The sequence below is a fragment of the Chitinophaga sp. 10T418 genome (assembly GCF_056394125.1).
This window is the reverse complement of record NZ_JBFTHG010000001.1, coordinates 429,447-455,260: the sequence shown is the minus strand read 5'-3', so window position 1 is coordinate 455,260 and position 25,814 is coordinate 429,447. Positions and strand designations below refer to the sequence as shown.

The 25,814-nt window shown below is 43.8% G+C and carries 15 protein-coding genes and 1 tRNA gene; 8 read left to right on the top strand and 8 right to left on the bottom strand.

Annotated features, from left to right (window positions below; translation table 11 throughout):
* The first annotated feature begins 22 nt into the window (after positions 1-22).
* The 7 genes from AC1DCV_RS01900 (at position 23) to AC1DCV_RS01870 (ending at position 13,240) form a co-directional block, all read left to right on the top strand.
* Positions 23-874 (top strand): hypothetical protein, encoded by an 852-nt coding sequence (locus tag AC1DCV_RS01900; RefSeq protein ID WP_477021575.1) that lies wholly within the window; start codon positions 23-25, stop codon positions 872-874.
* A gap of 97 nt (positions 875-971) precedes the next feature.
* Positions 972-2,714 (top strand): hypothetical protein, encoded by a 1,743-nt coding sequence (locus AC1DCV_RS01895; protein WP_477021574.1) that lies wholly within the window; start codon positions 972-974, stop codon positions 2,712-2,714.
* Positions 2,715-2,725: 11 nt separating this feature from the next.
* Positions 2,726-8,221: a hypothetical protein gene (locus AC1DCV_RS01890; RefSeq protein ID WP_477021573.1), complete on the top strand. Its 5,496-nt coding sequence runs from the start codon at positions 2,726-2,728 to the stop codon at positions 8,219-8,221.
* A 1-nt stretch (position 8,222) separates the two neighbouring features.
* The gene (locus AC1DCV_RS01885; protein WP_477021572.1) at positions 8,223-8,864 is read left to right on the top strand and encodes a hypothetical protein; all 642 of its coding nucleotides are present in this window, start codon (positions 8,223-8,225) and stop codon (positions 8,862-8,864) included.
* Positions 8,865-8,872: 8 nt separating this feature from the next.
* Entirely contained in the window at positions 8,873-10,981 is a 2,109-nt protein-coding gene (locus AC1DCV_RS01880) for a hypothetical protein (RefSeq protein WP_477021571.1), read from the top strand.
* Positions 10,982-10,994: 13 nt separating this feature from the next.
* Positions 10,995-12,872 (top strand): IPT/TIG domain-containing protein, encoded by a 1,878-nt coding sequence (locus tag AC1DCV_RS01875; RefSeq protein ID WP_477021570.1) that lies wholly within the window; start codon positions 10,995-10,997, stop codon positions 12,870-12,872.
* A 98-nt stretch (positions 12,873-12,970) separates the two neighbouring features.
* Entirely contained in the window at positions 12,971-13,240 is a 270-nt protein-coding gene (locus AC1DCV_RS01870) for a hypothetical protein (RefSeq protein WP_477021569.1), read from the top strand.
* 499 nt (positions 13,241-13,739) lie between these two features.
* On the opposite strand, the gene AC1DCV_RS01865 is transcribed toward AC1DCV_RS01870, so the two are convergent.
* The 7 genes from AC1DCV_RS01865 to AC1DCV_RS01835 all read right to left on the bottom strand — a co-directional run bounded on the left by AC1DCV_RS01865 (position 13,740) and on the right by AC1DCV_RS01835 (position 20,577).
* Positions 13,740-13,810: transfer RNA gene (locus tag AC1DCV_RS01865), tRNA-Gln, on the bottom strand.
* Between the two features lie 185 nt (positions 13,811-13,995).
* On the bottom strand, positions 13,996-15,036 hold the full coding sequence (locus AC1DCV_RS01860; protein ID WP_477021568.1) for a glycosyltransferase family 9 protein: 1,041 nt from the start codon (positions 15,034-15,036) through the stop codon (positions 13,996-13,998).
* Positions 15,037-15,047: 11 nt separating this feature from the next.
* Positions 15,048-15,653: a DUF4254 domain-containing protein gene (locus AC1DCV_RS01855; RefSeq protein WP_477021567.1), complete on the bottom strand. Its 606-nt coding sequence runs from the start codon at positions 15,651-15,653 to the stop codon at positions 15,048-15,050.
* Between the two features lie 755 nt (positions 15,654-16,408).
* Entirely contained in the window at positions 16,409-17,833 is a 1,425-nt protein-coding gene (locus AC1DCV_RS01850) for an APC family permease (RefSeq protein ID WP_477021566.1), read from the bottom strand.
* A gap of 79 nt (positions 17,834-17,912) precedes the next feature.
* Entirely contained in the window at positions 17,913-18,521 is a 609-nt protein-coding gene (locus AC1DCV_RS01845; protein WP_477021565.1) for an OmpH/Skp family outer membrane protein, read from the bottom strand.
* A 115-nt stretch (positions 18,522-18,636) separates the two neighbouring features.
* Positions 18,637-19,668 (bottom strand): glycerophosphodiester phosphodiesterase family protein, encoded by a 1,032-nt coding sequence (locus AC1DCV_RS01840; RefSeq protein ID WP_477021564.1) that lies wholly within the window; start codon positions 19,666-19,668, stop codon positions 18,637-18,639.
* 222 nt (positions 19,669-19,890) lie between these two features.
* Positions 19,891-20,577: a DUF4397 domain-containing protein gene (locus AC1DCV_RS01835; RefSeq protein WP_477021563.1), complete on the bottom strand. Its 687-nt coding sequence runs from the start codon at positions 20,575-20,577 to the stop codon at positions 19,891-19,893.
* A gap of 130 nt (positions 20,578-20,707) precedes the next feature.
* Between AC1DCV_RS01835 and AC1DCV_RS01830 the strand changes: the two genes are divergently transcribed.
* Positions 20,708-21,265 carry a hypothetical protein gene (locus AC1DCV_RS01830; protein WP_477021562.1) on the top strand — a complete coding sequence of 186 codons (558 nt, stop codon included), beginning with the start codon at positions 20,708-20,710 and terminating at the stop codon, positions 21,263-21,265.
* Between the two features lie 174 nt (positions 21,266-21,439).
* Here the strand turns inward: AC1DCV_RS01830 and rpoC are convergent, their stop codons facing one another.
* Complete coding sequence (rpoC, locus tag AC1DCV_RS01825) at positions 21,440-25,738, bottom strand: DNA-directed RNA polymerase subunit beta' (protein ID WP_477021561.1); 4,299 nt, start codon at positions 25,736-25,738, stop codon at positions 21,440-21,442.
* Between the last annotated feature and the right edge of the window lie 76 nt (positions 25,739-25,814).

Below are 25,814 nucleotides of genomic sequence, written 5' to 3'. Positions count from 1 at the left end.
CACTATTAAATGCTAAAAAGATATGAAAACGAAACTATTATTAAACCTTACCATTTTTTTCATCATATCGATACTGGTATTCATCAGTTGCAAAAAGGATAACACCACACCGCAGCAGCAGCCAAATAATTCTCACTCGTTCCTGACAAACACGCAGTGGGTGGGCTCCTATCATATTGTAAGCCCCGGTCGCGAATACGACCCTCCTTGTTGTCTTAAATTCAATTCAGATACCACCGCTGTCTTGTATTCCTTCTTTGTGTTTAATGGCAACAACACATTCATAGAAAAAGATAGCATCAATGGTGTTATCACGCGCATAGACAGTACTGACGCAGACCACAGCACTCGGGTCATTGTTGACTTTCCTGAAATTAATGACCACCAGACAATGGTGATAGCAAACAGACAAAAACTCACCAGCACGACTGCAGATGCGAATAAGCCTAACGCCCTTATTTCTATTTCACTGGAGTTATTCCCCACTGCTGCACCTTCTTTAACGGGTACTGCCTGGCATGGGATGTTTAAGGATTCCTATCCTGATCTGAATACTATTGAGTTCCGGAAAAGTGGTAATAATAATGTGACAGTTTATTTCAGAAACGGAAATTATGCACCTGAAACAGCTACTCCTCAGATACCTACACCAGGAATACTGCAAGTACTATATGTGCAACAGGGTGCTATGGTGTATATGTCTGGCTATAATGAAGAAAACAGGAAACTGTTGCCTTACTTTGGCGTACTCTCTCCTTCCGGCGATAAGATGTGGGTGGATTCAAGATCAATGTATGCAAGACTCCCTAACTACATACAAACAGCCCCTATATATGGACCAGTAGGTGCTACTCCTGTAATAGCTAAAAACTAACATGTAGCCGGGAGGTGTCAGTTGCCACCGGAGTAATTATGATCAGGTTTGCCAGCGCATAGGCCCCCTGCCCTGAACAACCGCAACTAGCTAAAATATGCAACGCAACGTCGTTAAAATAATATTGTTCCTGCTCCCTGTTATTACAGGTGAATTGCATGCACAGAATCTGGAGAATCTCAAAAAAAATCCTCCTGTAACGCTGCATGGAAGTGTTTCAGCCGGGCTCAATTATTATACTGCTTTTTCCGGCACCAGGGACACCCTTTCATCAATATCTTTTGGCCATACTCCGAGTTATTTCATACAGGCTAATCCTGTTCTTACCTTATACGGCTATGCAATCCCTATAAACATTCTCATAGCCAGCCAGAATAAAAGTTTCAATACGCCCTTCAATCGTTTTGGTATGAGCCCGTATTATAAATGGATAAAACTGCACCTGGGCTGGCGTTCGCTGAATTTTTCCCAATTCACCCTAAGCGGACAGCAAATGCTGGGAGCGGGTTTTGAACTTACTCCCGGAAAATTCAGGATGGCATTTATATACGGAAAGTTAAACGATGCGGTAACCGATATCTCCTTATACAATAACCTGAATAACAACATTCCCTTGTACAAACGAAAAGGATTCGCGGCAATGGTGGGTTATGGATCAGCCTCCAACTACCTGGAACTTTCCTATCTGCAGGCCAAAGATGACAGTAGTTCTATTTCGTCTTTGAGCGGTATACAAGTGAAACCTGCTGCAAACCAGGTATTGGGATTAAAGGGACAGCTTACCATTTTAAAGGTATTGTACATCAATGTAGATGCAGCAGGAAGTTATTATACGAACGATATAACAAGTGGTTTCCTGGAAACCGATAACCAATGGGCCAAACTGGCCAGCTTTGCGCCTCGCATCAGTTCGCGGATTTCCTCTGCCGGAGAAGCCGCCATCCGTTACCAGTTCAAAACCGGCAACGTTAACTTCAAATACAGAAGGGTGGATCCCGATTACCAATCCATGGGGGCTTTTTACATGCAAACAGATATTGAACAATATACATTCGGGGTCGGTTATACTTTTCTTAAAAACAAAATACATCTGCGATCCGATATTGGCTGGCAACGGAACAACCTGGCAAAAACCAGCGTAAACGACAGCAAACGCACCATCGGAAATATCGCGCTCAACATTTCGCCGTCTTCCGCCTTCGGAATCGATATCAACTATTCTAACTATGGCATATCACAGCAGATCATACCACAACTAACCGACCCCGGTACAATTATCCGTTATGATTCCGTTCGCATCAGCCAGGTGAATCAATCTATTTCGATTTCGCCGCATTTATTCCTCAAAAGAAAAGCCTTACAACATTCTATCAGTTTACAGGCAAGTTTTCAAAAACTGCATAACAGCAATGAGGCGCAAAGCAACCAGGATTTCACCTCATCCATGAGTAGCCTCGTGTATGCACTGATCTTCCCGGAGCAGCGGATTAACATCAGCAGTGCCGTAAATTATTTCAACACACGCTTTACCGGGAATAATTCAGCTACAATAGGCTGCAATCTCGGTGTTACAAAAAATATTGTTCCGCAACAGGAAGAAAAGAAAAAAGCAATAAAATCTGTGAGCCTGACTTTATCCGGAGGATACTTCGCCAATTCACTCAACCATCAATCAACGGGAAAAACCTTCTCCCTGAACCCTGCCATCGGAGTGGTGTTTCTCGGAAAACATTCAGTACAACTGACAACCAATTACACCAACGTAACGAATAATCAGACGACTGGAAATACATCACGGCAGCAATTAATGATATCCACGAGATATAATATGTCATTTTAAAAAATAATCCGGTGAAAAAAGTTCTGCAAATATTATTGATATCTTCTCTCTACTTTCTCAGCTTCACACTGAGTATACAGAGTCAAAGTTATCCCATTGCTGTAACGGTGCAGGTGGTGCCGCCTTACTCAGCTTACATAGCCGACTATACGAATAAACCTGTCATTTCCTTTACTAATAAGTCGCAAACACCACTTGATGTTTATATCCGGGGACGTTTCCAAAATGACAGGGGCCAATATATCCAGACAAAGCCCAATGTATTTTCTACTATCCCTATTCATGTGCCAGGCTTGCAAACCGTGGTGGTACCCGGAAACCAGTTGGATGAAAATTACCTGGATCTCAATAATCTGCAAACCAACCTTGACGACAGGTCTTACTCCAATCTGTTCCAACTCGGCATGATGCCGGAAGGATTTTATTCCTTCTGCATATATGCATATGTCCGCGAACCTAATGGCGGCTATATTCCTGTAAGCGATCCACAAGCTGCCGGCTCCTGCTTTTCCTATAATGTGGGTTATGTGGTACCCCCTAAAATATTATCTCCCATACCTGATGAAAATATACTACCATCTCCCAACCAAAACGTAAATATTACCTGGACAAGGCCTGTCGGCAATATGCAAAGTGCAGCACTGGTCTACGATCTATACCTGGTAAAAACACTTCCAGGTGAAGACCCCAACGTATCGCTTACCAATGCTGTTCAATATGGCGCCGGGTTATTCATGAAACAATCCAATATACCAATCAACAATTTCCAATTTACCAACCTTACCACTTTTCAGCTGGATGAAGGAAGTGATTATGCCGTTATGGTACAGGCACGGGACCTCAACGGGAAAACAGCATTTGAAAATAACGGGCGCAGCGAAATGGCTATATTCAATTACGGCCAGACGCCTCCTGTCGCGGTAGTCGAAAAACCTGCATTCATCAGGGACGGTAATTGTTCCTGCGCTACCAACATTGCATCCCTTGATAAAACCAATCATAATACAGCACTGAAAGCCGGAGGAAGCTTTACCATGGCCTCCCTTATCATCCGGATCGGCAGCCTTACCGAGGGTACTAAAGCATCCGGCGATGGCACCGTATTGGTTAATAACGTGCCTATACAAGTGTCCTTCAAAGATGTGGTGGTAAATAAAGACGGTATTGCTATTGAAGGAACTGCTTCCGGAAAAAAGGCAAACGGTTTCGATTTCATGAACAATGGCGGCGCTCCTGTTATTTCCACTGCCAATTACCAGTCATTTATAGACCAGATAAAAAATTATAATCTAGATGCCATAAAAAACGGCGCAGGCATACCGTTACCATTTGGTTTAAATTCCATCGGGGCGCCAGACGCTGTTAACATTGGCGTGGTGGACCTGCAGATCACCCCACAACAGGCGGCATATGATGCTATTGCCGTTGTACAGTTGGCAGATGCCAACAATGTTTTGTCCCTGTCTGCCAGGCATGTTTGCTTCAGCAATAATTCACCCATGTGCGGCGATGCACTGTTTGTACTGAACCAGGATTTCCAGGTTCCGGCCATCAACCTGACCTTTAAAAGCTACCGTTCCGATCAGGAACCCGGTACATATGTACTGCTCTCCAAAAGAGACAATACAAAAAAATTTCACATCCATGCCACCTACGATTTCCCCGTGTCGCTACTTACAAAAACAGACGGTACGGAGGAAAAAGCAGTGATACATGCTGATGCAGAAAGCTGGAGCGATTGGACGGCCTCCATAACAATGGATCCATTCAAGTTAAATGCATTGAATGATGTAGTATTTAATTTGAAACCCGGCGCTTTTTATGATCACTCCACTTTAAGAAATCCAGCGGGCATGCCCACCTCCTTTAGCGATGCCGACCTGAGTGAAAAAAATCCGGTAATAGGCAATGCGCTATGGACAGGATTCTTTATACCCACTGTTTCTGTAGCGCTGCCTTCCATCGTAAAAAACACAAAAAACACTGGTAATCAGTTAAACATTGGCGCTACCAATCTTGTGCTTGACAAAGACGGCGTTACCGGTATAATAGGCGCCGACAATGTGGTAAGTCTGGATGATGGATCGCTTGGCGGCTGGTATTGTTCAGTTGACAAGATCAATATAAAACTACTGAATTCTGCATATAAGTCAGGTGGGCTTTATGGGAAAGTGGTATTGCCGCTTTCTGATAAGAATAATATCCAAAGCCAGATAGATTACTCATGTACCTTATCAGCCATTGATAACGGGAATGATCTGTCCTACGAATTTGCACTAAAGCAAAAAAATGACCTGGATTTTTCTGCCTGGTGGGCACATATAAACCTGAGCAATTGTAGCATACGGGTAACCAATAATAATGAATCAAAAAGTATAGCAGCATCTGCTGACCTCTCTGGCAGCTTAAGCCTGGCGGGCAATATCCAGGGATATAAGATAGGCATAGATCTCGTGAAAGTGGAACATTTAGTAGTGCAAACCCAGGCACCTTATGCAACAGTAGAGAAGGCGGTGTTGGGATTCGCTTCACCACAACATTCTATGGCAGGATTTCCCATTAGTATTTCCAATATTCATCCTGTGTTCACAGGGATGAAGGCGGGATTACAATTTGATTTTGGACTCAACTTAAGCGATATCAATAACGAGCTTTTACCCAAGGCCACTACTACGCTAACCGTTGCAGCGGATATTCTCCCGGGAGCAAGACCCACCTGGAAGCGGCTGGATCTTCATCCTGACAAAATAAGCATTTCCGGTAACCTGGCAGGACTGGTTCATATTGATCAGGGTACACTGGAATTTTTCMATGATGACCCTGTGTACGGCGACGGAATATCCGGCCTCCTGGATGCCAGCTTTACCGGTCTTGATGCAGTGAAAGTCCATTCAAACGTCAGGTTCGGTAACAAATCATTTAATTACTGGTATTTTGATGCCTCCGTAAAATTTACGCCCCTCGTTGTTGCTCCAGGCATCAGCATTAACGGCTTTGGCGGCGGCGCCTATTACAATATGACCCGCACAGCCAATGACAATGTTTCAGCCAGGGACTATTTTCAGCACATGGATCAATACGAAAAAGGAGCCTTCAAACCGCAAAGCGGAAGCCTGGGCTTCAAAGCAAAAGTAGGCGTATGTTCTAATGACGGATACCTTTTTTCAGGTTTTGGTGAAATAGGAATGACATTCAACACCCAGAACGGCTTTAGCGTAAACTCAATAGACGGGAAAATATATGCTGAACTGATGACAGCATTGGCTGATAATGTACCCGATGGCAACGCCCCGGTTCAGGGTATCATCGACTGGCATATTGGAATTGCTGACAAAGTATATTCCATGTCCGGTCAGGTACAATTGAATTATCCACCTATAGAGCCATTAGTGAAGGGAGATGGATGGTTTGTGATGATGGCGGATGTTGGCAACCACAATTATTATCTGAAGCTGGGCGAACCGGCGAACCGTATAGGAGTGTCTATCGTAGACCTACTTGACATGAAGGCGTATTTTATGGCCGGGAATCAAATTGACGCCTCCATTCCCGATCCCGATCCCGATATAGTAGATGTGTCCCAATTAGCAGGTTACCGGAAACTTTCCTACGATCCCGCTGCCGGCGGAATGGTTACAGGGGCAAGTCTCAAACTTAAACAAACATTGAATTACCTGGTTTTCTATCTGACGGCAACTGCTGGTGTCGGATTCGATATCAATCTGGCACGTTATACAGAAGGCTGCGGAGGAGAAACAGACTTACCAGGCATGAACGGCTGGTATGCCATAGGGCAGGTATATGCAGGACTTAAAGCAGAGCTTGGGCTGGAGGTAGACCTGTTCTTTTATCAAGGAAAAGTAAAAGCCGCAGATGTACATGCCAACCTACTATTACGTGGTGGACTCCCCAAACCGTACTGGTTTGACGGATACGCCCAAATGGGATATGAAGCACTTGGCGGGGCTGTAAAAGGCAACGTTAACTTTCACATTGCCATTGGCAACAAATGCGTCCCCCCAACACAGGTATTCACCATGCCGCTAATACAGGAGCTAAGACCTGCAGATCAGGCTGACAAAGTACCACTCAATGCCAACCCTGAAGCAATTTTCAATTATCCCGCTGAAAAAGATTTCAAGCTGATAACAAAGAATAATAACGGGGATGACGAACTGCGTACCTACCACATGGTTTTAGAAAACTGCCAGGTAAACAATCTCGCCGATAACCGTGTATTTGCTGACTATAAAAACCCTTACAGTTATCCCGTGTTTGTGGACGACGATCATAAAGACCTGGTGCTAAGTCCGGAAGATGCGCTATTGCCCCAGACTAAATACAGGTTTGACGTAAAAGTGAAAGTGCAGCAACAAATAAACGATCAATGGCAGGATGTGCTTTACAAGGGCAGTGTAGTAAATGCAAGCGAATCAGTTGCTTTCAAAACCGGCGAATGCAAGCTGGATGAATTGATCACCGACGCAAAAAATCGTGTGGGTGCTTATCCATTCCCAAACCAACGTTACTTTTTACAGGGAGAATCCAAACAAGGCGCCATCATCCTCGACAAAAATTATGTATGTACAAAAAGTCCTTCTGAAAAATATGACCTCGTTGTCCGCTTTTCTGCATTAAAAAATAAAAGCGTGATCGCCTCCAGCGAAAAACCGCTGGTGCTGAACGGCAGCCGGTACCTGACTTTTGAAATACCCAGTCTACCAAATCAATGCCTGGTAAAAGTAGAAATTATTAAACGTAAAAAAATGAGCGCGCAGGATAATTACGAAATGTTTTCGCAAAACCTCCCGATGCTAACTTCCGTAAACAGGGAATTATCTGCAAAACCGGGGGCTACACCGACTATTTCTGCCAATCGCTTCGCCGGGCTCACGCCATCAAAAAGTGATCAATTGACCAACTTTAATAACAATCATAAATTGAAGCTTTCTGATAAAACCGTTGACATTGTACTGTACCAATACTATTTCCGTACCAGTCAGTATAATACACTGAAAGAGAAACTCAATGCCATGTTCTTCTCAGATGTTACCGCTTATGCTCCCGGAGGCTCCCCCTCAAACAGGTTAAAAGCGGTGGAAACATTTGATCAATATGATGCCAATGGCTTTGTAAGTGACAAATATAATTGTGGATCAACCGTATATTTCTCCCTGCCGCTGGTGAACTTCAAGGAAAATGCCAGCTACAACGGATGGTTGCGTAATCATGCAGTACCCTGTTTGTATGATCCTATCCGCAAGGCCGGTTTTAATCTGAACGATCTTCGTAATGTTTCCAATATCACCTATCGCGAAGTACAGCATCTCGGGATTCCCTGCGCCGGCACCGACTATTACTGCACACCATTGCGTCCTATTGATATCAGGAGCTATGATCCGCCGCTGACAAAACAGGAAATTGCTGTTGACGACCAGCTACAGCTGTCCACTGATATCATTAAACTCGTTTCTCCGGCAACGTTATTATTTAACCAATCTAAATAACATGAAGATGAAAATATTCAGGAAACATACTGCGATACTATGCTTTTTCTTATTGATTGCTTTTATCACGCATGCACAGAAGTTCAACAATATACTCAACGCACCAACGAAGGCAGAAATACAAAAAAGTACGCTCTCCGACATTTTTGAGGGAGGAACTACGCCATATGGCATTAAAACAACCGGCGTATTATCTCCTTCGATCAGTAACCTCTCATCTGGTGTATTGATGGCCAACCAGGATATCATTATCCAATATGATATTCCCGGCCTGGTAGTAATTGATCGTCTTTTATTTGGAATAGCATTAAGGAATAAACTGGCGGAACTGCTGGATCGTCAATCTTTTTGGGCAGGCTTTGCTAATATGAGTGAAAGCGATAAGCAAAACATTGTCAACCTTATCCAGCAGGATATCGACAAATTTCAAGGCCTTTACGATGAGCTGACGATGAATTGCACCTACGTAAACTTCAATGATTATTCAACACGGGTGAATGCAGATGTGCGTTACAATGACCCTATTTCCGGAAGCCTCAGATTACTACGGTCTGACCTTGGCGTTGCAGATTTCACAAATATTCCCTATTCGCAAATAGAAGGAAACCCTGTAAAGGCAACGATACAGATCTACAAAAAATAATTACGCTGATGAAACCAATACTTATTCTCTTACTACTGTGCTTTTCATTTCCGGCATTTTCACAAAAGAAAACGGATAAAATAGTTCGTTCCCGGAAAGATTCTACCGATGCTGCCATGCACATTATCGCTAACAACTACGGTGATTCTATTGTGGTGCGCTGGGCGCCCGGTAATGCGATATTATGGATGCTTTCCCAAAAGAACGGCTTTGTATTCCGGCGAATGGTTTTCACGAAGAGCGGGAAAAATGTATTTAAACGGATAGATTCTTCTTCAGTTGTTGTTCACCTTTGGCAACTAAATGAGTGGGCTGCTTATTTCAAATCATCTCATGATACGCTTTCTACGCTCGCTGCCCAGATCCTTTACGGAAAAACGGTGCCATTTAACAACAGCAAGGAAGGCAATTCTTTCAATACTATTTTTGATAAATATAATGAGCAGCAAAACCATTATGGTTACGCGATGATGCTGGCAGATTTCAGTCCTGCAATAGCAAACGGTCTGGGGCTGCGGTTTGTAGACAGGAATGTAAAAAAAGATCTTTATTATCTGTATTCGGTATATCCCGCAGGCAATCAACTCCAGGGTTTGCCCCGGGACACCGGTCGCATTTTGATCAATGGATCGGAAAAATATGTCCGACAAAAATTTTCCGGTATTACCGCCGTCCCAGGCGACAGTTTCATCAAACTATTCTGGAATACTTCACCTGCCAACAGTTATTCCGGCTACATAGTTGAAAGATCGGAGAATGGCCAACAGTTCCGCCGTCTTACTCAAATGCCATATGTGGCATTCCAGCATGCAACGAATTTAAAACAGGTGGTTGAATACAGCGATTCCATCTCACAAAATTATAAAAAGTATTATTACCGGGTAAGCGGTATCAATGCCTTTGGAGATGTTTCAGATCCATCTCCCACTATTATCACTGCAGGACTTGATCTTACTTCTCCACAACCACCCCTGATTACCTCAATAAAAAATATACCCGGCACACAAAAAATATCAATTCAGTGGAGCAAAAAAAATAAAGAACCCGATTTTAAAGGTTATGTAGTTGGAAGAAGCACTAACCTGGAAGGTCCTTATACCCCCATCAATAAAGACCTTCTTCCATTTGCAACAACAGGCTTTATTGATGAAAGCCCTGCTGGCTTAGCACCCAATTATTATATAGTGGCAGTGGTAGATACTGCCGGAAATGCTGGCCGTTCCATGCCTGCCTATACAAGTGTGGATGATCATACACCGCCGGCACAGCCACAGGGACTTACCGGTGGTATCGATTCCAGCGGCCGGGTAAATATTCACTGGAACTGGGGCAAAGAAGCCGACCTCGCAGGATATAAAATATTTTTCGCCAATGCACCTGATCATCAATTTACACCACTGAATAAAGAGCTCAGTACAGACAGTCTTTTTACCGATTCCATCACGCTAAAAACGCTAACAAAAAAAATATACTATAAAGTGATCGCTTACGACCGCGCTATGAATGCAAGTCTGGCCTCTTCTATACTTGAGTTGAATAAGCCGGATAAAATACCCCCTGTGTCGGCCGTCATTCATGGCTTTATGGTTACCGACAGCAGTGTGATCATAAAATGGTACAGAAGTGCAAGCGCCGACGCTGCCAGGCAACTGTTGTACCGGAAAAAAGACAGTGCAGATACATGGGAATTATTATCAACATTACCAGCTACAGATACTGCTTTTACAGATCGCGGAATTACACCGCAACATCACTATTCATATTCCATTGAAACACTCGACAGCAGCCAGTTAAGCGCTGGAAAATCTTTCCCTTTGCAGGTGTATACCTATGATAAAGGCTATAAAGGTAACATCAACAATTTTGAAGTTACAAAAGCACAGGATAAAAATAAGGTGCTGCTTAAATGGAACCCGCCGGGTCAGGATATCAGTTATTATGTGCTGTTTAAAGGACTCAATAATACAGGGCTGAAGATGGCTGGAAATATTACCGGTAACAGCAAAAGTTATGAAGATACTCCCTCAACAGGCAATTACCAATACGCCATAAAAGCAGTATATCTGAATGGAAAAGAATCGGCTTTGAGTGAGATAAAAACAATACAGGTGAAATGATAAAAAAAAGATCATGAAACGGATGTCAGTCATACAGGCAATGTTGTTATCAATATCCTTTCTCATACTTATCTTTTACGGATGCAGGAAAGTAAATAATACACTACTGGGATATGAACTATCAGTTGACGCCATCACTCCGAATAGCGGTAAAGTCAATACGCTCGTCACAATCAAAGGAAAGGGATTCAGCCTTATCCTGAGAGAAGACACAATAAAATTCAACGGGCAACCTGCCGAGATAAAAAAGGCGACTGATACTTCACTGGAAGTCTACGCGCCGCAAGGTGGGAGCACCGGGCCGGTAACTGTATCAGTAGGTGGTCAGACAGCCAAAGGTCCCGTATTTACTTTTACTGCAACAGCTAACCCCCTGATCACAAAAGCAGAACATGGCTGGTATGACGGATCAGGTTACGCCATCAACGTACAAAACGTTTCAGGAAACAATGCTGATATCAAAGTTTACGTCAATAATGTAAATATTGCTTTTGATGACATCGTGCGGGTCGGCCATCCCCAATACGATCCTGCCAAAGGAGAGCAGATACTTATAAAAAATGATACCACTGTAACGGCAAACGTACCGCTAAACTTCGCTGATTTCAGGATAACCAGCCGCGACAACGCAAGCAATACTTACCAGCTGCAGGTGATTCCGCAGGCTCGTACGCTAACCTCAAAATATGGCGAGACCATATTAACAGCCGGAGATACCATCACGATCGCAGGAAATTTTTTTGGCGATCGCAGCCTGCCTTCTTCCATAAAAATAAACTATCGGGATACTGAAATAACCCCGGCTATTCTTTCATGGACTAATACCCAGGTAAAATTCATACTGCCCATAAAAAACAATATCCAGCTGCACGACCCTGCTAATGTAAATATAGCTGTACAAACAAACACCCTCACGAGCCGGTATCTCTCTTGTATTTACGAAGGAATTGTAACAGCCAGGGTAACGCTTATAGCTGGTAGCGAACAAGGTTACCAGGACGGTAACAATGTTACAGCAAAATTTAATAACCCATATGGTATCGCCGCTGATGCTGACGGTAATATTTATATCAGTGAGGAAGGCAATCACCGTATCCGCGTCATCAGTCCGCAGGGAGTAGTTAGCACCTATGTGGGCAGTTCACAAGGCTTTGCGGATGGAGGCGCCGGAGAGGCACGCTTTAATCGTCCGCAAGGTCTGGCATCACGGTATGCACATGGCCTTGTAGTGGCAGATGCCGGCAATAACAGGATACGTGTTATAGACGGTGAAAGGCTGGTATTCACGTATGCCGGCAGCGGAAGTCAGTCGATTCTTTGGGAACCCAATAGTGTAGCGATTGATGCAACCAATAACACACTGATATATACCAGCGAAAAATACAGTCACCGGATCAGCAAAATCACAGATTTTCAAACCATCAACACATTGGCTGGCAGTACCGAAGGGTTCGCAGACGGCGTTGGCACGGCCGTCCGTTTCAAACAACCACAAGGGATAGCATTTTACCAGGCATCGCCTGCAACATCCTACCTGTATGTGGCAGATGCAGGGAATAACCGGATAAGAAGGATAAGTATGGATGGCACCACAACCACCGTGGCTGGTAACGGAACCGCCGGAAATATTGATGGTGCAGTTGCCAGCGCCCAATTCAATAATCCCACTTGCGTAGCGATAGACATAAACGGTAATATGTACATCAGCAGCGCCGCTAATGGTCATATCCGTAAAATTTCCAAAGATGGTTTGGCAAGCACATTATCTGCTGTATTCAGTGATGGCAAACTAGTCCACTTTATAGCGCCTGCAGGCCTATTGTCAGACAAACAAGGAAATATTTACGTAGTAGATTACGGAGGACATAAGATTTACAGGATGAGTTTCTAACATTTCCGGGCCCAATAACGATCATCATAAATTTCCTCGCCACTGTGAGGAGATAGCGGTGGCTCAGGATATTTTTGAATACACCTAAATTCTAGTTTATGAAAACCAAAGTGAGCTATTTGCTATTGTTATGTTTTGCCCTTTTCCTGACCAGCGTGAACGCAGCAGGCCCCAAATCCACTATTACAGCTAAAAAGGCTGCAGCCAGAGTCTCCTGCGTGGGTGTCCCTCCTTTCTTTTATGGATTCATGTATTATCCGGGACAGAGAGTGGTTTACAACGGTAACCTGTATCAGGCAATAACCACTAACCAGGCTCAATACCCAGGATTTTCGTCTGCCTGGGCATGGTTCGGCCCTTGTAATTAAGCGTTAAAAAACATTCATTAAAAGCAGAAAGCCGCAATCACTGCGGCTTTCTGCTTTTAAGTTGAAAACTTGGGGAATATCTTTTTTCAATATTCTCTAAACACCATTCGCCAAGCTACAGCCTGTTACAACAGCGCTGCTATGGCTGGTTCTGATCTCCATCTATCTTCTGATTCGGTTGTACATCCGGAAGTCATCCCCGCATCAAGTCCACCTCAAGTCCACATCAAGTCCACATCAAGTCCACCTCTGCTGCAGTACTTCTATAGGTACATAGCGGTTGTCAGGCAGAGATCCGACAGAATCTACATAATAACAATACACTTTGTGGGTAATGTTGACTATAATGATGGGGGTTCCTTATGCCTTATAAACTTTATGCTTAAAATTTACACTATCTCACTGGTCTTCAACTTGATCCCTTTTAATGAATGTCATCAGCTAATGCTGTATAAAAGAAAAGGCCGGAGAAATTCTCCGGCCTTTTCTTTTATCGTAGTTGCCCAACCTGGATTCGAACCAAGACAAGCAGAACCAAAATCTGCTGTACTACCATTATACTATTGGGCAATACCCTTGTTGTTTGGGATGGCAAAAGTATAACTTTTTTTATTTCTGCAAAAAAAACTTGCAATATTTTTTAAATATCCTTTAAAACCCGCTACAGTACTATATCACAAACTCCGCTTATTCACCGCCCTAATATCCGTACGGTTTCTATGCCTCCCTGGCAACAAAATCCTTTACAGCAAACGTTATAAAATTATTTCATTTACTTTCTCCGCTATCTGTACTGGTTTTATCCACTCCATACAGGCGTAATCCCCTCTGAAACAAGGTTTGTTCCCAAATACGGAACAAGGCCGGCAGGAAAGATCATCGATCTGTACAGCATTATCTACCGGTTGTGCATATCCCATAAAACCTGCAAAAGGATGAGTAGCGCCCCAAACCGATACCACCGGCACCCCAAATAAAGAGGCCAGGTGCATATTGGCGGAATCCATGCTGATCATCACATCCAGCTGGCTGATGATCGTCATCTCTTCTGTTAATGAAAAACGCCCCGCTATCACAATAGCTTCCGGATATTTTGCAGATAACTCTGTGAGCAGTGTCACTTCCTGTTTCCCGCCTCCCATCAGCAGTACCCGTTGTTTCGGTTCCTGCAACAGTATTTCCAGCACCGCTGTCATCTTTTCCAGCGGATACATTTTCTCCCGGTAAGTGGCAAAAGGAGCCATTCCTATCCACTTTTCTGCACCCTTAATACCAGTGACAGCCGTAATAGATTCCGCCAAAGGACGGGGCGGAAAAACGGGTTTATTGCCCATTTCACAACGAAGCCCCAGTTGCCTGAAAACAACGGCATAACGCTCAATAGTAGGGGTAAGTGGCTGCAATACTTTATTCTCCCGGCGTGTCAGCGCTTTCTTTTCTGCACGGCCCTTATCTATCGATGCTACCGGGGTACCAGTCAAACGGAAAAAGGTCCGGATAATTTTTGATCGCAGCACATTATGCAAATCGGCTACTCCATCAATTCGATACGCCTTTTTTACCTCGCGGAATAAACGGTATAAACCTTTTACCCCTTTATGTATTCCTTTTACATCGGCCGGAAAAAAGGTAAGCCGGGGAATTCCTGCACACAACGCACCCCAGTTACGATTGGTCACAAAAACAATCTCCACATCGGGGTTATAGTCCAGTACCTGCTTCATCACAGGAATGGTCATGGCTACATCGCCCAAGGCAGACAACCGGGTAACCAATATCGTTTTAACAGTGCCCAATGATTGCAGGTTTATTTTTCGGTTTTGTATAAAACAGGATTGAGAGAAGGATCATTATACATCTTCATCTGCTTGTACACTTTCATGAACTTTTTACCTGCTTCAATATCTGCCAGCAGCGCTTCTATGGCTGTTCCCAGATCCTGTTGCTGTTTAAGGAGAATATCCAGTTTCTTCTGACAGGCCGCCCGGTGCTCGGGTGTAGCATCTGCACGGCTGGCTTCTTCCTGCATATGATAAATCTTCAGCGCCAGGATAGACAAACGGTCTATTGCCCAGGCCGGACTTTCCGTATTAATGCTGGCATCTGCCGCAGTCGCCACTTTGCTGAATTTTTCCAGGAAATAGCTGTCGATATATTCCACCACATCGGTGCGTTCCTGGTTGGAACGGTCTATCCAGCGTTTAATGCCCAGGGCTTTTACCGGGTCTATTTTAGGATCACGGATAATATCTTCCAGGTGCCACTGCACCGTGTCTATCCAGTTTTTCAGGAAAAGCAGGTGTTCAATACTGCTCTTTTCATAAGGATTGGAAATAGCCTGATGCACATCGTTGCGCTCATGGTAGGCCGCGATACTCTGGTTAAATATCTTATTGCACAGTTGTGTAAACATGGCGCAAATGTACAAAAAACAGCTATTAGCTTTTAGCTTTTAGCAGTTAGTTTAGCAGTTAACATTCCGAAAATATTTAATCCAACCTTTTTTACCCCGAAACGCCCCCGCATCCTCCTAAAAGCTAACTGCTAACAGCTAATAGCTAAAAAAGAAGCGCATGGTAGAAACCATACGCTTATTGTAAAAGATTGTCATGTGAATGTTCGAGAATGCAAATCGTGAAGGCTTTTAATGGTTATCTTGGGGTTGAAATGCCGTCAAGGTTATACCACCTTAAGTTCCTTTTTACCCTAAAATGATGTTGTTACACACCATATGTTGGCAATAATATTTTTATAGTTGTTTATGTTTTTTTGAATGTTTTTTGCATGAAGTAAATATCAATCACTCTAATGGCTAAACGTTTTATTTGAGGGCATAAATAAAAAAATAAATAATCACTGCAATTGTTAACAAAAATCCAGGTCACAAATTACAGGGCCAGATCACAGACGTTGAATTTCATAAATTGAAGTGGTCTCTTACCACTATTTTTATGGGATTTCCTTTGCTTATGTTGACAATTCCTTTGTTTAATATTCTCTAAAATTACCGGGTTTTCTAAATATTAGGGTTCAATTCTCAGACATCACCATGTCCCGTGTGTCTTAGTGCAAATTAAATGTGGCCACTGCAGTATACACTGCAGTGGCCACATTTTTTCATACAACTTTCGTTGTAAATATCTGATTTTTTTGTCCGTTTTAGCTAAACTACGCCTTCGGCTGACGTGCCATAGCGATATAATAGAGCGGAATACCCAATAAAATAATGCCTAATCCTGGTAAGGTATAGTTGCTTTCAAATACCAGCAACAAGGCAGCCAGCGATAATGCCACGATGATATATATCAGCGGTAATACCGGATAACCAAAAGCCTTGTAAGGCCTTTCTATTTCCGGGCGCTTTTTTCTTAAAATAAAAATGCCCATAATGGTCAGCACATAGAATATTAATACACCAAATATTACCAACGCCAGCAAGTCATTATATCTGCCTGTAAGACAGAGCATAGACGCCCATGCACACTGTATCCATAATCCGTAGGCAGGCACACTGTGTTTGTTTAACTCCCCGGCTTTTTTGAAAAACAACTTATCTTCTGCCATAGTATAATAGATCCTTGCCCCGGATAATATCAGACCATTATTGCAGCCAAAAGTGGAAATCATGATCATCACAGCAATAATATAAGCACCATAAGAACCGAAGATTTTCGCGGCCGCCGCCACGCCTACACGGTCGTTGGCAGCAAAAGCAATTTCATTCAGTGGCAATACTGCCAGGTACATCAGGTTACAGCTCACATAAATGATGGTCACAATCAGCGTTCCGAGGAACAGGGAACGACCAATATTTTTTGCTGGGTTTTTAATTTCTCCTGCAATGAAGGTAACGTTGTTCCAGGCATCGCTCGAAAACAGAGAGCCCTTCATGGATACTGCAATCGCACCAAATAAAGCCAGTCCCGATAAGGCGGCAGTGACTACCTCTCCATTCTGAGAAGTAACTGCGGCAGCATCCCAGGCATGTTGCCAGTTAGCGTTCCAGATCTCCGCTTTGGCGCCAACAGCAAATCCGAAAATAATCAGTCCAAATAAGGATAACAGCTTGGCCAGCGTAAATACTGTTTGTATCACTTTACCATGGTGAACACCACGTGTATTGATAAACGTTAGTAAGATGATAGACACAATGGCCACTATCTGTGCAGCGGAAATCTGCACGAAGCCGGCATCTAACAAAATATTTTTTTCACTGAAAGCGGGAATAAGATAAGCGGTAAACTTCGCAAAGGCCACTGCCACAGCCGCAATAGTACCAGTCTGAATCACGCCAAACTGGGTCCAGCCAAATAAGAAAGCAATAAAAGGGTTGTAAGCCTCCCGGAGATATACATACTGCCCACCTGCTTTGGGATACATACCGGATAGCTCTCCGTAACTCAGGGCGGCAATTAGTGTAACGATACCTGCCAGTACCCACATGGCAGTAATCCAGCCAGCGCCGCCTACACTGCGCGCTATCTCTGCCGTTACAATAAAAATACCGGAACCTATCATAGAACCGGCTACGATCATGGTCGCATCTAACAATCCCAGGGATGGTTTGAAAGATTTAGTTTGGTTGATTTCCATATGGTTGTTTATAAAAAATCCCGGTTCATAAGGGAACCGGGACTATAAGGTAGAAAAAAAATTCGATGGTTTTATGCGCTTATTTTGTCGCAGCAGCACCATTGTCATTCATTCCTTTAATAACGTCCCCTGTTACATCGTAAGCAGGATCTTTATACAGAATGTTGCTGGCATTACTACGATAAGAGAATATGTAAGCGAAACGCTTGTCTGCATTGAAAGTCTTCAGGAAATCATCCAGTCTTTTCTGCAATTCCTCATTAAATTTAGTTTCCTGTTCTGCGTAAGAAGCACGCAGGTTCTGCGCTTCCTGCTCCAGCTGCTGTTGCTTGGACATCAGAGTGCGTTGTGCAGCCTCTCCCTGTTCCTGTGTCAGCGTATTTGCTTTACGCTGCAGATCTTCATATTCAGCCTGTAAAGCGCGGGCCTTACCTTTCAGCTGATTGTCCATCTGTTGCTGCTTCTGTTCCAGCAAGCCCTTCTTTTCCTTGAAATACTCGAAATGCGTTTCCAGTGAATCCAAATCTACATACGCAATTTTGAAACTACCTGCTGCCGGAGTACCTGTGCCTGCTGCTGGTGTGGTAGCTGGTGTGTTGTTACCAGCTTTATTCTGGCAAGACATTAATAATCCGGCTGCTAATGCCGCTATAAATCCTTTAGTCACTAATTGTTTACGAGTGCGCATGTTAATAGGTGGATTTGCTTCTTTTTAGTACATTTTTAAAATGGAACGGCTAAAATAACGTTTTTACCGGATTTTCATATTCCGATTAGTTTTTTTAGCTCGGTTTTAACTAATATTAATGTTTTACCTTCTCTAACAGGATTTCAGGCTCGTTGGTGGTAATAAAATCAATACCATCCCTCAGTAATCCATCCATGATCTCCGGATTGTCAATAGTCCACGCATTTGTGGTGACCTGCTGCTGCCTTGCGGTCGTAATCAGCTGCGGATCTTTTTTAAATACCTGCTGGTTGTAATCCAGTCCCCATATGCCATCCGCCTGCAATTGGGCCGGCGTTTTATCTCCATTGAGATAGGCAATCTTCGCTGTAGGATCCAGCGCCTTTATTTTCTTGCAGATATTATAGTCAAAGCTGATATAAAACATCCAGGCCTGTGCTTTTTTGGCGTGCACCATTGCTACTGCCTGGGTAGCCAACTGCTCCCCTTTTCCTTTGGCAGATGGCTTCAACTCCAATACCAGCCTGGTTTTTTGCTGCTCCATGATGGTGTTAATATATTCTTCCAATGTAGGCACCCTATCTCCGTTCTTCAGTTGTACGGCCTGTAAATCCGCCAGGGTAGATTCTTCTACCTTCTTTCCTCCTATCTCCGGATCATGCGATATTACCAGCTGATCATCTGAAGATAACCAAACGTCAAACTCAGATCCTTCACACCCCAGCTTGATGGCGTCTTTCAGAGAAGTAAGGCTATTCTGACTGCCTTCATGATGCTTCCAGACGCCCCGGTGAGCCACTACCTTGTTGCGGATAAAATCATCTGCTACCAGCAGAAAATCAGCGGTATCATCCCCTGCTTTAATACGCACAGGATAGGTAACATGACTATCCACACCTACACTGACTTTCCTTTTCAGTTTCAGTTCATTCCCGCTGATCGTGAATAAACCCGACTTATCTTCCAGGAGTACAGCTGAGCCCAAGTTCCCGTTTCTATCATATATCTTTCCTATTACTGCATTCTTTTTCTTAACGGGGATCGTATAGGCATCCAGGTAAGGCGCCGCTGCCTGTTGTGCGCCTGCTGCTACAGTTCCTAGCATGGCCATTCCTCCAAGCAGAAATATTTTTTTGTAGTCATTCATATTACCAACGTTTGTCTCTGAAAATAACGCGCAATTTATTTATTTACATCCCCTTGCAGAACAATTACTCCGTTAAATTAAAATAAAGCTTTGGAAAAGCATAATGAGGAAAGCAGAAAGCAAAAAGCTATTGAGGCGAATGATCGAAAGGAATAGCTCACTATTCTGTTACTTCGGTCATTCGCCTCAATAGCTTTTTGCTTTCTGCTTTCCGCTTTCTGCTTAATTATGTTGTATGGTCAGTACATCAAACCTGGCCGGATCCAGTGGATAGCCGGCGGTTACCAATGTATACACTTTGCCTTTCTGCGTTTTCAGTGAAATAGTTTTCAGCACGGTGGCGGCATCTACATAATTGAAATTTACGGTGTAACTGCTGTCTCCGACCAATGGTGCAAAAGCTGTTTGCGCAGGAAAGGTAAGTCCTTTGAAAAATATAGGTTTACCAAAATAAATATCCATTCCCAGCGGCGTTCTGTTCGGCTTAAATCCCTCACTGAAATCAATTACCCTGACCTTTGCGCTATCATCTCTTAAAGGCGTCAAATCATCTTCTGTAACAATCAAAATGGGCCTTTTCAGACTATCCGCTCCTACAAACGCAGTGTAGAAACGATTATTCCTTAAAAAGATCTCTCCTTTATAGGAAATAACGTCAGGTCGGGCAGCAGTGGTAATGATGAGGTTATACTTCTGCGCCCGGTACGATTTATACCCGGTACTGATTTTATAAGCTACATTACTGGCAAAGGTATTCGTATCCAGCCTGATGTTAAACTGCACATCGCCAGGCATTGCATTAACAAATGCAAAGTTGCCATGGGTATCAGGCACTGCGCTGTCACTATTTTTCGTACATGCTCCCAGCAATGCCAGCACAATGATAATTGGAATGATCAGATATTTCATGAAATCCGCTTCGTTTTACGGATTCAAAAATAGGTTTTAATTAGTTTTTAAAAGGCCCCCTTTAAACAAATATTATTCCTGGCAGTCTATTCATCTCAAACATTTTTTTCCACATAATAAAACCGTAGAAATGAAAATTGTAACTATCCTGGTACCTGCCCTTGCATTAAGCCTTGCTTCCATGACCATCAGCGCCCAGCAACGTACTGCCCATGATAAGGCGGATATACACCACGACCGCAAGGATATTCAACACAACAATAAAGATATCAGCAACAACAAAAAGGACATTCAGCACGACCGCAACGATGTAAAACATGATAACAAGGACATCAATCACGATAAAAAAGATATCAATGCAGATCATAAAGATTTAAATCATGATCGGAAAGATGTGAACAAAGACAAGAAAGATATCGCTAAAGACCGCAAAAACGGGGATACCAAAGACCTGAATAAAGACCAGGCTGATCTGAAGCATGATCGCAAAGACATTAACCACGACAAAAAAGACCTGGGCAAGGATGACAAAGATCTGAACAAAGACCGGAAAGACCGGAACCACGACAACAAGGATATTCAGCAGGATAAACGCCAGCTAAATAAGGATAGAAAAGATAAACAACATGATGTAAAGGATTTACAGCATGATAAAAAGGATGCGCAACAAGATGCTGGCAAGCAATAAGTTGCAATGCTTTCATAACGGGGACCGCAAACAATGCGGTCCTTTTTTTATGGATAAAGTAGTATTGGCTTTCGGGAGAATCAACCCGCACACAGCACGAACCAGCACAAACAAAAAACGGGTGTCTCCAAATGGAGACACCCGTTTCTATATGTTTGAAAATGCTTTACAGCACTATTCTTCTTCATCAAACTGGAACACTTCCTTAGAAGAGGCCAGGATGTCGTATTCTTCCTTGGAACCTACGATCATGTTTTCGAACTCACGTAAACCAGTACCGGCAGGGATCAGGTGACCTGTGATCACATTCTCCTTCAGACCCATCATATCATCGGTCTTACCGTTGATAGCAGCCTGTGACAGTACTTTGGTTGTTTCCTGGAACGAAGCAGCAGAGATCCAGCTACGGGTACCGAGGGAAGCCTTGGTAATACCCTGCAGGAGCGGGCTGGAAGTAGCCGGACTTGCATCACGGAATTCAACCAGTTTCTTATCTGCACGACGTAACAGGGAGTTTTCTTCACGAACCTGGCGCAGGGTCACTATCTGACCAGCTTTCAGGTTAGCAGATTCACCTGCTTCCGTTACCACCTTCTTATCAAAGATCATATCGTTTTCTTCAAAGAAGTCAAATCTGTCTTCAGTATCACCTTCGAGGAAGCGGGTATCGCCCGGATCTTCGATGTTTACTTTACGCATCATTTGACGAACGATCACCTCAATGTGTTTGTCGTTGATCTTCACACCCTGTAAACGGTATACTTCCTGGATTTCATTTACCAGGTATTCCTGTACGGCAAACGGCCCTTTGATAGACAGGATATCCGCAGGAGTAGTAGAACCATCGGAGAGAGAAGTACCGGCCTTCACGAAGTCACCATCCTGAACCAGGATATGACGTGTTAATGGCACCAGGTATTTCTTGATCTGACCTTCACGGCTTTCGATGATGATTTCGCGGTTACCACGTTTGATGTTACCGAATGCTACCACACCATCAATTTCAGAAACGATGGCAGGGTTGCTTGGGTTACGTGCTTCAAAGAGCTCAGTTACACGTGGCAGACCACCCGTGATATCTCGCAGTTTACCGATAATACGTGGGATCTTCACAATTACCTGACCCGCTCTCACCTTATCACCTTCAGTGATAACGATGTGCGAACCTACTGGTAAGTTGTATGATTTCACTTCTTTATTACCTTCTACCAGGATAGACGGAATCTTATTCTTGTCTTTGGTTTCAATTACCACTTTCTCACGGTGACCGGTTTGTTCGTCCGCTTCTTCACGGAAGGTGATACCTTCAATGATGCTGTCGAAACGAATGCTACCAGGGATTTCAGACACGATAACGGCGTTGAACGGATCCCATGTACAGAGCATATCACCTTTCACTACTTTCTGTCCGTCTTTTACCAACAGGGTAGAACCGTAAGGGATATTGTTGGTTACCAGCAGACGATCATTTTTCACGTCCATGATACGCAACTCACCGGTACGACCGATAACGATCTGTACTTTTTCACCCTGATTGTTTTCATAGGTGGTAGTACGTAAGCCATCGAATTGTACAGTACCATCAAACTTAGCTGGCATACCGGATTCAACGGAAGTAGAACCGGCCACACCACCCACGTGGAAGGTACGCAGTGTCAACTGTGTACCAGGCTCACCGATTGACTGTGCAGCGATGATACCTACAGCATCACCTCTCTGTGCAGTGTAACCGCTCGCCAGGTTTTTACCGTAACATCTCACACACACACCACGACGGCTTTCGCAAGTCAGTACGGAGCGGATTTCTACGGTTTCAATAGCACTTTCTTCAATTCTGTGTGCAATCTCTTCTGTGATTTCTAAACCAGCACCTACGATCAGTTCATCATCATTATGAGGATCAAATACATCGTGCAGGGAAGTACGTCCAAGAATACGGTCGTACAGTGTTTCAATCACTTCTTCATTATCTTTCAGCGCTGAAGTAGCAATACCACGGAGGGTACCACAATCTTCTTCGTTAATTACCACATCCTGCGCAACGTCCACCAGACGACGGGTCAGGTAACCCGCATCCGCTGTTTTCAACGCCGTATCCGCAAGACCCTTACGGGCACCGTGCGTAGAGATGAAGTATTCCAATACGTTCAAACCATCTTTAAAGTTGGACAATACCGGGTTTTCGATGATCTCTGAACCGGTAGATCCACTCTTACGCGGCTTGGCCATCAGACCTCTGATACCAGCCAGCTGTTTGATCTGCTGTTTGGAACCACGCGCACCGGAATCCAACATCATGTATACAGAGTTGAATCCCTGCTTGTCTGCTGCCAGCTCACGGATCAGGGTTTCAGTCACCTTAGTATCCACACGAGACCAGATATCAATGATCTGGTTATAGCGTTCGTTGTTGGTGATCAGACCCATGTTATAGTTATCCCAAACTTCTTCTACTTCACCGGCAGCACCATCAATCATGTCTTGCTTAACGTCTGGGATGATCAGGTCATTAATGTTAAATGACAGACCACCGCGGAACGCCATGCGGAAACCTAATTGTTTGATGTCATCCAGGAACTTCGCAGTCTTAGGAATATCTGTTGCTTTGATGATATCACCGATGATTTCACGCAGTGATTTCTTGGTCAGCAGGGCATTAACATAACCGGCTGCTTTAGGTACGTGCTGGTTGAACAGTACGCGACCTACCGTAGTATCGATCAGTTTTCTTTCCAGCGTACCATCTGCAGTTCTTACATCAGCTTTAACACGGATGTGAGCATGCAGATCGATGCGATCTTCATTCAGTGCGATGATTACTTCTTCAGCAGAGTAGAAAGCTTTACCTTCTCCTCTTACTACCACATCACCCATCGTTTTCTTACCCTTGGTAATGTAATACAGACCAAGAACCATGTCCTGTGAAGGCAGGGTGATTGGCGTACCATTCTGTGGGTTAAGGATGTTGTGAGAAGACAGCATCAGCAGTTGGGCTTCCAGAACAGCAGCGTTGCTCAAAGGCACGTGTACCGCCATCTGGTCACCATCGAAATCCGCGTTAAACGCAGAACACACGAGTGGGTGCAACTGTATCGCTTTACCTTCCACCAGTTTAGGCTGGAAAGCCTGTATGGACAAACGGTGAAGGGTTGGCGCACGGTTTAACATAACCGGGTGACCTTTCAGTACGTTTTCCAGGATATCCCAAACCACCGCTTCTTTACGATCTACCAGCTTCTTAGCTGATTTCACGGTTTTAACGATGCCTCTTTCAATCAGTTTACGGATAATAAACGGTTTGAATAATTCAGCCGCCATATCCTTAGGCAAACCACATTCGTGCAGTTTCAGTTCAGGTCCTACCACGATAACAGAACGTCCGGAATAATCCACACGTTTACCGAGCAAGTTCTGACGGAAACGACCTTGTTTACCTTTCAGTACGTCTGACAGTGATTTCAGTGCACGACCACCTTCCGCTTTCACCGCATTGGATTTACGGGAGTTGTCGAACAGGGAATCCACTGCTTCCTGCAGCATACGTTTTTCGTTACGAAGGATCACCTCAGGTGCCTTAATTTCGATCAAACGTTTCAGACGGTTGTTACGGATAATTACCCTGCGGTAAAGGTCGTTCAGATCGGAAGACGCGAAACGGCCACCATCCAAAGGAACTAACGGACGCAGTTCAGGAGGTACTACCGGGATATATTGCATTACCATCCATTCAGGACGGTTTTCTACTCTTCCATTTGCTTCACGGAAAGCTTCCACCACGCTCAGACGTTTCAGCGCTTCCGCTTTACGTTGCTGGGAAGTTTCAGTAGCTGCCTGGTTACGCAATTGATAAGAAAGGCTGTCCAGATCAATACGGGCCAGCATCATTTCTACCGCTTCCGCACCCATTTTAGCAATAAACTTGTTAGGATCTTCATCCGGTAACAGTTGATTGTCTTTTGGTAAGGTGTCCAGGATATCCAGGTATTCTTCTTCAGTGAGCAAATCACCGTAGTTCATGCCTTTCTCCTGTTTCATACCCGCCTGGATGATTACGTATCTCTCGTAATACACGATGGTTTCCAGTTTCTTGGAAGACATTCCAAGCAGGTAACCGATCTTGTTAGGCAGGGATTTGAAATACCATATATGTACAACGGGTACCACTAAACGAATGTGGCCCATTCTTTCACGACGTACTTTCTTCTCCGTTACCTCTACACCGCAGCGATCACACACAATACCCTTATAACGGATACGTTTGTATTTTCCGCAATAGCATTCGTAATCCTTTACAGGCCCGAATATTCTTTCGCAGAATAAACCATCACGTTCCGGTTTGTAAGTACGGTAGTTGATAGTTTCAGGTTTCAGCACCTCACCGTATGAACGCTCCAGAATAACATCCGGAGAAGCCAGACTGATGGTAATGCTGTTAAAATTTGATTTAGGACGATTTTCTTTCTTGATAGCCATCTGTAATTAGCTTTTAGCTGTTAGCCGTTGGTGATAAGCCAGCGACAAAAATTTTATTCCTGCGAAATATCCAAGC